Raw genomic sequence first — 10,665 nt, 5'->3', positions numbered from 1 at the left:
CGCCGCATGACGACGGGGCGAAGTATCAGGGCCCGGGATTAACCAACAGCGTCCGATACGAGCCCGGCCCCCTGCTCATCGACCTCATCGGCTGCGTCGTGCCGTCTCCGCCCTGATCCCTGAGCTGCTCACAGGTGAACGGGCGTGGCGACCGCGGTGGCGTTCCATTCGGCGATCACGGGACGGTCGTGCTCGGTGGAGAGCCGGCTGACCGTACCCGTCGCGAGCTGGAAGAGGCGGCCGTCCGCGGCCGGCAGCTCCAGGTAGCGGGCCGTGAGCACGCGCAGGAAGTGGGCGTGCGCCACGAGGACCACGTCACCGCCGTCGAGCGCCGGGACGATGCGCTGCAGTACGCGGTCGGCGCGCCGTCCCACCTGCGTCGGCGACTCGCCGGGGTGCCCCGCGGGTCCGGTCGGGACCCCGTCGTTCCAGAGGTACCAGTCGGGCCGGGTGCGGTGGATCTCGACGGTTGTGACGCCTTCGTACGCGCCGTAGTCCCACTCGTGCAGGTCGGCATCGGGTACGGCCCCGTACAGGCCGGCGAGTTCCGCGGTGCGTATCGCGCGGCCCAGCGGGCTGGTGAGCGCGAGGGCGAAGGTCCGGTCGGCGAACAGCGGGGCGAGGGACTTGGCCTGTTCCTCGCCGCGCTGGGTGAGCGGCAGGTCGGTCCAGCTGGTGTGTTGGCCCGACACGCTCCACTCGGTTTCGCCGTGGCGGACCAGCAACAGGTCCCCCATGACGGTTACTTCGCCGACTCGACGGCGTGGCCGCCGAACTGGTTGCGCAGTGCCGCGACCATCTTCATCTGCGGTGAGTCGTCCTGGCGGGACGCGAAGCGGGCGAAGAGTGACGCGGTGATCGCGGGCAGCGGGACGGCGTGGTCGATGGCGGCCTCGACGGTCCAGCGGCCCTCGCCGGAGTCCTCGGCGAAGCCGCGGAGCTTGTCGAGGTGTTCGTCGCTGTCGAGGGCGTTGACGGCGAGGTCGAGCAGCCAGGAGCGGATGACGGTGCCTTCCTGCCAGGAGCGGAAGACCTCGCGTACGTCGGTGACGGAGTCGACCTTCTCCAGGAGTTCCCAGCCCTCGGCGTAGGCCTGCATCATGGCGTACTCGATGCCGTTGTGGACCATCTTGGAGAAGTGGCCCGCGCCGACCTTCCCGGCGTGCACGAAGCCGGCGTCGCCCTCGGGCTTGAGGGCGTCGAAGACCGGCTGGACCTTGGCGATGTTCTGCGCGTCGCCGCCGACCATCAGTGCGTAGCCGTTCTCCAGGCCCCACACGCCGCCGGATACGCCCGCGTCGACGAAGCCGATGCCCTTGATGCCGAGCTCGACGGCGTGCTTCTCGTCGTCCGTCCAGCGGGAGTTGCCGCCGTCCACGACGACGTCACCGGGCGACAGGAGCGCGGCGAGCTCGTTGATGGTGGACTGGGTCGCGGCACCCGCCGGGACCATCACCCACACCACCCGCGGGCCTTCGAGCTTGCCCACAAGCTCTTCCAGGCTGTGGACATCGGCGAGGTCGGGATTGCGGTCGTATCCGAGGACGGTGTGGCCTGCGCGGCGGATCCGCTCGCGCATGTTGCCGCCCATTTTACCGAGGCCGATCAGTCCGAGCTGCATGTCGTTCACTTCTTCCGGAGAGTGCGGTAGGCGGCCACGAGGGCGGCGGTGGAGGGATCGAGGCCGGGCACGTCGGCGCCTTCGGTGACGGCGGGCTCCACGCGCCTGGCGAGGACCTTGCCGAGCTCGACGCCCCACTGGTCGAAGGAGTCGATGTTCCAGATCGCCCCCTGGACGAACACCTTGTGCTCGTAGAGGGCGATCAGCTGGCCGAGCACCGAAGGCGTCAACTCGGCTGCCAGAATGGTCGTGGTGGGGTGGTTGCCGCGGAAGGTGCGGTGCGTCACCTGCTCCTCGGGGACCCCCTCGGCACGGACCTCGTCGCCGGTCTTCCCGAAGGCGAGGGCCTGTCCCTGCGCGAAGAGGTTGGCCATCAACAGGTCGTGCTGGGCCTTGAGTTCGTCACTCAGCTCGCCGACCGGATTGGCGAACCCGATCAGGTCGGCCGGGATCAGCTTCGTGCCCTGGTGGATGAGCTGGTAGTACGCGTGCTGCCCGTTGGTGCCGGGCGTGCCCCACACCACCGGACCGGTCTGCCACTCCACGGGGTGACCGTCCCGGTCCACGGACTTGCCGTTGGACTCCATGTCCAGCTGCTGCAAGTAGGCGGTGAACCTGGACAGGTAGTGCGAGTACGGCAGCACCGCGTGTGACTGGGCGTCGAAGAAGTTGCCGTACCAGACACCCAACAGGCCGAGCAGCAAAGGCGCGTTGGCCTCCGGCAGTGCGGTACGGAAGTGCTCGTCGACCACGAAGAACCCGTCGAGCAGCTCGCGGAACCGGTCCGGGCCGATCGCGATCATCAGCGAGAGACCGATCGTCGAGTCGAACGAGTACCGCCCGCCGACCCAGTCCCAGAACTCGAACATGTTGGCCGTGTCGATACCGAAGTCCGCGACCTTCTCGGAGTTCGTGGACAGCGCGACGAAGTGCTTGGCCACGGCGTCGGAGTCGCCCCCGAGACCGGCGAGCAGCCAGGTCCGGGCCGAGGTCGCGTTCGTGAGGGTCTCGATGGTCGTGAAGGTCTTCGAGGCGACGATGAACAGCGTCTCCGCCGGGTCCAGGTCCCGGACGGCCTCGTGCAGATCGGCTCCGTCGACGTTCGAGACGAAGCGGACCGTCAGCTCGCGGTCGGTGAAGGCGCGCAGCGCCTCGTACGCCATCGCCGGGCCGAGGTCGGAGCCGCCGATGCCGATGTTGACGACATTGCGGATGCGCCGGCCGCTGTGCCCGGTCCACTTGCCCGAGCGGACCTGCTCGGCGAAGTCGGTCATCTTGTCGAGGACCGCGTGCACGGCGGGGACGACGTTCTCGCCGTCGACCTCGACGACCGCGTCGCGCGGCGCGCGCAGCGCGGTGTGCAGGACGGCCCGCCGCTCGGTGACGTTGATCTTCTCGCCGCGGAACATGGCGTCCCGCAGGCCGAACACACCGGTGGCGGTGGCCAGTTCCTGGAGCAGGGCGAGCGTCTCGTCGGTGATCAGGTGCTTGGAGTAGTCGATACGCAGGTCACCGACGCGTACGACGTAACGCTCCGCGCGAGCGGGGTCGGCGGCGAACAGCTCACGCAGCTGCGGGTGCAGGAGTGCACCGGCACGGTGGTCCTCCAGGGCCACCCACTCGGGGCGCCGCGTGAGCTTGGGAGAGTCAGGCATGACGGAAGGTCTCCTTGGTGCCCTCGCCCCGCAGGGCGATGGCGTACATCTCGTCCGCGTCGAGGCGGCGCAGCTCCTCGGCGATCAGCTCGGAGGTGGGCCGCACCTTCAGCGCGAGGGTGCGGGAGGGCTGTCCGGGCAGGGTCAGCGTGGCCAGCGGGCCCTCGGGGCGGTCGATCACGATCTCGCCGCTCTTCGTGCCGAGCCGTACGGCGGTCACCACGGGCCCCGCGGTGACGACACGCTCGACCGGGACCTTGAGGCGGGCCTCCAGCCAGCGGGCCAGCAGTTCGGCGCTCGGGTTGTCGGCCTCACTCTCGACCGCCGCCGAGGTCACCTTCGTACGGGACTGGTCGAGCGCGGCGGCCAGCATCGAGCGCCACGGCGTCAGCCGGGTCCACGCCAGGTCGGTGTCGCCTGGCGCATACGAGGCGGCGCGGGCCTCCAGCGCCCCCAGCGGGTTCTCGACGGCGTACATGTCGGTGATCCGGCGCTGCGCGAGGGCGCCGAGCGGGTCCTTGACCGGGACCTCGGGGGCGTCCACCGGCCACCAGACGACGACCGGCGCGTCGGGCAGCAGCAGCGGCAGGACCACCGAGTCCGCGTGGTCGGTCACCTCGCCGTACGTCCGCAGGACGACCGTCTCACCGGTGCCCGCGTCCGAGCCGACCCGCACTTCCGCGTCCAGCCGGGACTGCGTGCGGTCGCGTGGGGTGCGGGCGACCCGCTTGATGACGACCAGGGTGCGCGAGGGGTGCTCGCGAGAGGCGTCCTCGGCCGCCTTGATGGAGTCGTACGCGTTCTCCTCGTCGGTCACGATGACCATCGTGAGGACCATGCCCACGGCAGGTGTGCCGATTGCGCGGCGCCCCTTCACGAGCGCCTTGTTGATCTTGCTTGCCGTGGTGTCGGTGAGGTCGATCTTCATGGCCTGCGCCAGCTCCGTCCGTCTCGTGCGAGCATCTCGTCGGCTTCCCCCGGGCCCCAGCTGCCCGAGGGGTACTGCGCGGGCTTGCCGTCCTTCTCCCAGTAGCCCTCGATGGGGTCGAGGATCTTCCAGGACTCTTCCACCTCCTGGTGACGGGGGAAGAGATTGGCGTCGCCGAGCAGGACATCCAGAATCAGCCGTTCGTACGCCTCCGGGCTGGACTCCGTGAACGACTCGCCGTAGGCGAAGTCCATCGTGACGTCCCGGATCTCCATCGACGTACCCGGCACCTTCGATCCGAAGCGCACAGTCATGCCCTCGTCGGGCTGGACGCGGATGACGATCGCGTTCGCGCCGAGCTCCTCGGTGGCCGTCGAGTCGAAGGGGGAGTGCGGCGCGCGCTGGAAGACCACCGCGATCTCCGTCACCCGTCGGCCCAGGCGCTTGCCGGTCCTGAGATAGAAGGGGACGCCCGCCCAGCGGCGGTTGTCGACCTCCAGCCGCACGGCCGCATAGGTGTCGGTCGTCGACCCGGGGTCGATGCCGTCCTCCTGCAGATAGCCGCGCACCTGCTCGCCGCCCTGCCAGCTCGCCGCGTACTGCCCGCGCACGGTGTGCTCGCCCAGCTCCTCCGGCAGCCTCACGGCCTTGAACACCTTGAGCTTCTCGGTGAGCAGCGACTCGGCGTCGAAGGCGGCGGGCTCCTCCATGGCGGTCAGCGCCATCAGCTGGAGCAGATGGTTCTGGATCACGTCGCGGGCGGAGCCGATGCCGTCGTAGTACCCCGCCCGGCCGCCGATGCCGATGTCCTCGGCCATCGTGATCTGGACGTGGTCGACATACGACCGGTTCCAGATGGGCTCGTACATCTGGTTGGCGAAGCGCAGCGCCAGGATGTTCTGGACGGTCTCCTTGCCGAGGTAGTGGTCGATGCGGAAGACCTGCTCCGGGTCGAACACCTCGTGCAGGATCTTGTTCAGCTCGCGCGCGCTGTCCAGGTCGCGCCCGAACGGCTTCTCGATGACCGCGCGCCGCCAGGAACCCTCCGGCGCGTCCGCCAGCCCGTGCTTCTTGAGCTGCTGGACGACCTTGGGGAAGAACTTCGGCGGTACGGAGAGATAGAAGGCGTAGTTGCCACTGGTGCCGCGCGAGGAGTCCAACTCGTCGACGGCCGAGCGCAGTTGCCTGAACGCCGTGTCGTCGTCGAAGTCGCCCGGGATGAACCGCATGCCCTCGGCGAGCTGCTGCCAGACCTCCTCGCGGAACTCCGTACGCGCGTGCTCGCGCACCGAGTCGTGCACCACCTGCGCGAAGTCCTGGTCCTCCCACTCGCGGCGGGCGAACCCGAGGAGCGAGAAGCCTGGCGGCAGCAGACCGCGGTTGGCGAGGTCGTAGACGGCGGGCATCAGCTTCTTGCGGGACAGGTCACCGGTGACGCCGAAGATGACGAGGCCCGAGGGACCCGCGATACGGGGGAGGCGACGGTCCCGTGGGTCACGGAGGGGGTTGGACCAGTCGAGGTCCACAACGGTGGTCTCGGCCGCGTCTGTAGCCGTGGTCTCGTCCGCGCTCACTGCGGCCGGTTCCACGGCCGCGTCACCAGATCCCTTCGGCGCGGCGGGCGCAGTCTGCGGGGCACGGTCGGGAAACGTTTCATGCTTGGTCATTCCCCCTCAACTCCCTTGCCACGCAAGGAGGCCGCCACCGCGTCGAGCAGATCCACCCAGGCTGCCTCGAACTTCGAGACGCCCTCGTCCTCCAGCTGCTTCACGACCTCGTCGTAGGAGATCCCGAGCCGCTCGACGGCCGCCAGGTCGGCGCGGGCCTGGGCATAACCGCCGGTCACCGCGTCGCCGTGGATGTCGCCGTGGTCGGCGGTGGCGTTGAGGGTCGCCTCCGGCATCGTGTTGACCGTGCCGGGTGCGACCAGCTCGTCGACGTACAGGGTGTCCTTGTACGCCGGGTCCTTCACGCCCGTGGAGGCCCACAGGGGGCGCTGCCTGTGGGCACCGGACGGGGCGAGCGCCGTCCAGCGTGCGGAGGCGAAGACCTCTTCGTACGCCTCGTACGCGAGCCGGGCGTTGGCGAGCGCCGCCCTGCCCTTGAGGGCGAGCGCCTCGTCGGTGCCGACCTTCGCGAGGCGCTTGTCGATCTCGCTGTCGACGCGGGAGACGAAGAAGGAGGCGACGGAGTGGATGGTCGCGAGGTCGATGCCCGCGGCCTGGGCCTTCTCCAGGCCCGCCAGGTAGGCATCCACGACCTCGCGGTAGCGCTCCAGGGAGAAGATCAGCGTGACGTTGACGCTGATGCCCTTGCCGATGACCTCGGTGATCGCCGGGAGGCCGGCCTTCGTCGCGGGGATCTTGATCATCACGTTCGGCCGGTCGACCAGCCAGGCGAGCTGCTTGGCCTCGGCGATCGTCGCGGCGGTGCGGTGGGCCAGACGGGGGTCCACCTCGATGGAGACCCGGCCGTCCCGGCCGCCGGTCGCGTCGTACACCGGCCGCAGGATGTCGGCGGCGGCACGGACGTCGGCGGTCGTCATCATGCGGACGGCCTCGTCGACCGTCACGCCGCGGGTCGCGAGGTCGGCCAGCTGCTCCTCGTAACCCTCTCCCGAGCCGATCGCGGCCTGGAAGATGGACGGGTTGGTGGTGACGCCCACCACGTGCCTGGTCTCGATGAGTTCGGCGAGGTTGCCGGACGTGATCCGCTTGCGCGAGAGGTCGTCCAGCCAGATGGAGACGCCTTCGTCGGAGAGGCGCTTCAGGATGGCCGCGGGTGCGGTTGCTTCGGTCACGGTGATCATCTTCCTTTGTGCGATCGGATCAGGGTCTGTCCGGCGGATCATGTCGGAGGAAATCGGCGGTGCCTCATTGACGTAGGTGAGCGGGGCGTGGTGCGTCGGGCTGCTAGGCGGAGGAGGGCGGCGACGCGGAGCGTCGGCAACCGACGACAACGCCGCAGATCGGCGTGCCACGTCCCGCGTCTCCGGCATGATCCGCCGGACAGGCCCTAGCCGCGGAGCGCGGCCAGCGATTCCCTGGCGGCGGCGGCGACGTTGTCCGGGGTGAACCCGAACTCGGCGAACAGGGTCTTGGCGTCGGCGGAGGCGCCGAAGTGCTCCAGCGAAACGATGCGTCCCGCGTCACCGACGTACCGGTACCAGGTCAGGCCGATGCCCGCCTCGACCGCCACCCGGGCCTTCACCGACGGCGGAAGCACGGAGGCGCGGTACTCGGGGGACTGCTCCTCGAACCACTCCACGGACGGCATCGACACCACCCGCGTGCCCACCCCCTCGGCCTCCAGCTGCTCGCGCGCGGCGACGGCGAGCTGCACCTCGGAGCCGGTGGCGATGAGGATGACGTCGGGCGCGCTGGTCGTGGCGTCCTGGAGGACGTAACCGCCCTTCGCCGCCTCGGGGTTGGCCGGGTACGTCGGCACACCCTGGCGGGTGAGCGCCAGGCCGTGCGGGGCCGGGTGGGTGGCGTGCCGCTTGAGGATCTCGGCCCAGGCGATCACCGTCTCGTTGGCGTCGGCCGGGCGCACGATGTTCAGACCGGGGATGGCGCGCAGCGAGGCGAGGTGCTCGACCGGCTGGTGGGTGGGGCCGTCCTCGCCGAGGCCGATCGAGTCGTGCGTCCACACGTACGTCACCGGGAGCTGCATCAGCGCGGAGAGGCGTACGGCGTTGCGCATGTAGTCCGAGAAGACCAGGAACGTACCGCCGTAGATACGGGTGTTGCCGTGCAGCGCGATGCCGTTCATCTCGGCGGCCATCGAGTGCTCGCGGATGCCGAAGTGGACGGTACGGCCGTACGGGTCGGCCTCCGGCAGCGGGTTGCCCTTCGGGAGGAAGGAGCTGGTCTTGTCGATGGTGGTGTTGTTCGAGCCGGCCAGGTCGGCGGAACCGCCCCACAGCTCGGGGAGTACGCCGCCGAGCGCCTGGAGGACCTTGCCGGAGGCGGCGCGGGTGGCCACCGAGGTGCCCGCCTCGAAGGACGGCAGCGCGGACTCCCAGCCCTCGGGCAGCTGACCGGCCATGACGCGGTCGAAGAGCTTCGCGCGCTCGGGCTGCGCGGTGCGCCACTCGGCGAGCCGCTTGTCCCAGGCGGTGTGTGCCTCGGCGCCACGGTCCAGGGCCCGGCGGGCGTGGGCGAGGACCTCGTCGGAGACCTCGAAGGTCTTCTCCGGGTCGAAGCCGAGGACGCGCTTGGTGGCCGCGATCTCGTCGGCGCCGAGCGCCGAGCCGTGCGAGGCCTCGGTGTTCTGCGCGGCCGGCGCGGGCCAGGCGATGATCGTGCGCATCGCGATGATGGAGGGGCGTTCGGTCTCCGCCCGCGCCGAGTTGAGCGCCGTGTGCAGCGCGTGCACGTCGATGTCGCCGTCGGCCGAGGGTGCGATCCGCTGCACGTGCCAGCCGTACGCCTCGTAGCGCTTGAGCACATCCTCGGAGAACGCCGTCGCCGTGTCGCCCTCGATGGAGATGTGGTTGTCGTCGTAGACGAAGACGAGGTTGCCGAGCTTCTGGTGGCCCGCCAGGGACGAGGCCTCGGCGGAGAGCCCCTCCTCCAGGTCGCCGTCCGAGACGATCGCCCAGATCGTGTGGTCGAAGGGCGACTCGCCCTCCGGCGCCTCGGGGTCGAAGAGACCGCGCTCGTAGCGGGCGGCCATCGCCATGCCCACGGCGTTGGCAGCACCCTGGCCGAGCGGACCGGTCGTCGTCTCGACGCCCGCCGTGTGGCCGTACTCCGGGTGGCCCGGGGTCTTGGACCCGTGTGTGCGGAACGCCTTCAGGTCATCGAGTTCGAGTTCATAACCTGAAAGGAAGAGCTGGGTGTAGAGGGTCAGCGAGGTGTGACCGGGGGAGAGGACGAAACGGTCGCGGCCGGTCCACTCCGGGTCGGCGGGGTCATGTCGCAGCACCTTCTGGAGGAGGGTGTACGCGGCCGGGGCCAAGGCCATCGCGGTGCCGGGGTGACCGTTTCCGACCTGCTGCACGGCATCGGCCGCCAGTAGCCGGGCGGTGTCGACGGCACGCCGGTCCAGCTCGGTCCACTCGAATCCGTCGGAGAAGCCGGCAGGTGTCTGCGGGCTCTGCTGCGTGCTCATCTTCAAGAAGTCCTCGATAAGAGCGGGAAACTGCTCTGACGCCTTCAAACTTAAAAGTCTGACTTTTGCCGGGGAAGGGGCCCGTGTGTCAGCCTTCGGTGAAAGTGGGACACCCAGGGCGAGACCGAGCCGACGTGAGAGGGACATGGCGGACAGAAGCACCCAAGGCGGCAGTGTCGGTGGCGAAGGCGGAGCCGGCCAGGAGATCGACGGGATCAGGACCTTCCCCTTCCCGGTCGATCTGAGCCTCTCCGGCGTCGGAATGCAGGTCGGCGCGATGGGAAGCGGCCGCACCTGGCGTGTGAAGGCACTGCTGGAGCGCGTACACCGCATCGACTTCCACGTCGTCATGCTGTTTCACTCCGGCCCCGTCCGGCACATGATCGACTTCGCCGAGTACGAGGTCTCCGCCGGCGACATCCTGTGGATCCGCCCCGGCCAGGTCCACCGGTTCTCCCCCGCCGACTACCACGGCACCGCGCTGACCATGCAGCCCGGCTTCCTCCCCCGGGCGACCGTCGAGGCGACCGGCCTCTACCGCTACGACCAGCCCCCGCTGCTGCGCCCCGGCCCGGAACAACTGGCCGCGCTGGAGCACTCACTCGCCCAGCTGGAACGCGAGTACGTCGACACCACCACGCTGCCGCTCAGCCTGCACACCTCGGTGCTGCGGCACTCCCTGACCGCGTTCCTGCTCCGGCTCGCCCACCTCGCGGCCAGCTCCGCCGAAGCGGCCCGCGCACAGACCGACACCACCTTCACCCGGTTCCGGGAAGCGGTCGAGAAGGGCTTCGCCACCAACCACAGCGTCAGCGCGTACGCCGACGCCCTCGGCTACTCCCGCCGCACCCTCGTCCGCGCGGTCCGTGCGGCCACCGGCGAGACCCCGAAGGGCTTCATCGACAAGCGGGTCATCCTGGAGGCCAAGCGGCTGCTGGCCCACACGGACCTGCCCATCGGGCGCATCGGCGTCGCCGTGGGCTTCCCGGACTCCGCGAACTTCTCCAAGTTCTTCCACCAGCACACCGACACGAGTCCGGCGGGGTTCAGGGCGGAACTGGCCTGAGCGAGGGGCGGACCGACGGGGCCGCCCCCTCGTTCCCGCCGGTGGATCACCAACCGATGCCGAGCGTCAGCCCGGTGGACGGGTTCTCCGGCCGTCAAGAGGTGAAGTCGAGAAAGTCTTTTCGGCGAAAGGGAGTTCACGCCGTGAAATAAGTGGCTGGGCAGCGAGAAGCGGGCGGCGGCGCAGCCACGCGGCCCCAGCAGAGCCCAACAAAAAAAAAAACAGACGACCAACCGGCGCAAAAACGAGTCGAATAAAAAAAAAAAGAAAAACCCAAAAA

9 protein-coding genes are annotated in these 10,665 nt (G+C 69.3%); 1 reads left to right on the top strand and 8 read right to left on the bottom strand.

The annotated features are described in order from the left end of the window. Window positions 1-128: 128 nt before the first annotated feature. The 7 genes from ACFWP7_RS41000 to tkt all read right to left on the bottom strand — a co-directional run bounded on the left by ACFWP7_RS41000 (window position 129) and on the right by tkt (window position 9,319). Window positions 129-737, bottom strand: coding sequence for a histidine phosphatase family protein (locus tag ACFWP7_RS41000; protein WP_384393171.1), 609 nt, complete (start codon window positions 735-737; stop codon window positions 129-131). Between the two features lie 5 nt (window positions 738-742). Further along, entirely contained in the window at window positions 743-1,621 is an 879-nt protein-coding gene (gene gnd / locus ACFWP7_RS40995) for a phosphogluconate dehydrogenase (NAD(+)-dependent, decarboxylating) (RefSeq protein WP_384393168.1), read from the bottom strand. A gap of 5 nt (window positions 1,622-1,626) precedes the next feature. After that, window positions 1,627-3,276, bottom strand: coding sequence for a glucose-6-phosphate isomerase (gene pgi, locus ACFWP7_RS40990; RefSeq protein ID WP_384393165.1), 1,650 nt, complete (start codon window positions 3,274-3,276; stop codon window positions 1,627-1,629). After that, window positions 3,269-4,204, bottom strand: coding sequence for a glucose-6-phosphate dehydrogenase assembly protein OpcA (gene opcA, locus ACFWP7_RS40985; RefSeq protein ID WP_384393163.1), 936 nt, complete (start codon window positions 4,202-4,204; stop codon window positions 3,269-3,271). Before opcA ends, pgi begins: the two co-directional genes overlap by 8 nt. After that, window positions 4,201-5,871 carry a glucose-6-phosphate dehydrogenase gene (zwf, locus tag ACFWP7_RS40980; protein WP_384393161.1) on the bottom strand — a complete coding sequence of 557 codons (1,671 nt, stop codon included), beginning with the start codon at window positions 5,869-5,871 and terminating at the stop codon, window positions 4,201-4,203. Before zwf ends, opcA begins: the two co-directional genes overlap by 4 nt. Further along, window positions 5,868-7,013: a transaldolase gene (gene tal, locus ACFWP7_RS40975; RefSeq protein WP_384393158.1), complete on the bottom strand. Its 1,146-nt coding sequence runs from the start codon at window positions 7,011-7,013 to the stop codon at window positions 5,868-5,870. Before tal ends, zwf begins: the two co-directional genes overlap by 4 nt. Before the next feature lie 206 nt (window positions 7,014-7,219). Beyond that, a complete protein-coding gene (tkt, locus tag ACFWP7_RS40970) occupies window positions 7,220-9,319 on the bottom strand; it encodes a transketolase (RefSeq protein WP_384393155.1) in 2,100 nt (699 codons plus the stop codon). A gap of 145 nt (window positions 9,320-9,464) precedes the next feature. On the opposite strand from tkt, the gene ACFWP7_RS40965 reads away from it, so the two are divergent. After that, entirely contained in the window at window positions 9,465-10,385 is a 921-nt protein-coding gene (locus ACFWP7_RS40965; RefSeq protein ID WP_384393152.1) for an AraC family transcriptional regulator, read from the top strand. Window positions 10,386-10,451: 66 nt separating this feature from the next. On the opposite strand, the gene ACFWP7_RS40960 is transcribed toward ACFWP7_RS40965, so the two are convergent. After that, window positions 10,452-10,665 (bottom strand): hypothetical protein (locus ACFWP7_RS40960; RefSeq protein WP_384393149.1); only part of this gene is annotated, 214 nt, incomplete at its 5' end.

This window comes from Streptomyces sp. NPDC058470, assembly GCF_042721055.1.
GTDB lineage: Bacteria > Actinomycetota > Actinomycetes > Streptomycetales > Streptomycetaceae > Streptomyces.
This window is presented reverse-complemented; position numbering and strand designations above follow the sequence as displayed.

Bases quoted from the DNA above. Each gene is read 5' to 3' on its own strand.
- ACFWP7_RS41000 (WP_384393171.1), bottom strand. From the start codon at position 737: ATGGGGGACCTGTTGCTGGTCCGCCACGGCGAAACCGAGTGGAGCGTG.
- gnd (WP_384393168.1), bottom strand. From the start codon at position 1,621: ATGCAGCTCGGACTGATCGGCCTCGGTAAAATGGGCGGCAACATGCGC.
- pgi (WP_384393165.1), bottom strand. From the start codon at position 3,276: ATGCCTGACTCTCCCAAGCTCACGCGGCGCCCCGAGTGGGTGGCCCTG.
- opcA (WP_384393163.1), bottom strand. From the start codon at position 4,204: ATGAAGATCGACCTCACCGACACCACGGCAAGCAAGATCAACAAGGCG.
- zwf (WP_384393161.1), bottom strand. From the start codon at position 5,871: ATGACCAAGCATGAAACGTTTCCCGACCGTGCCCCGCAGACTGCGCCC.
- tal (WP_384393158.1), bottom strand. From the start codon at position 7,013: ATGATCACCGTGACCGAAGCAACCGCACCCGCGGCCATCCTGAAGCGC.
- tkt (WP_384393155.1), bottom strand. From the start codon at position 9,319: ATGAGCACGCAGCAGAGCCCGCAGACACCTGCCGGCTTCTCCGACGGA.
- ACFWP7_RS40965 (WP_384393152.1), top strand. From the start codon at position 9,465: ATGGCGGACAGAAGCACCCAAGGCGGCAGTGTCGGTGGCGAAGGCGGA.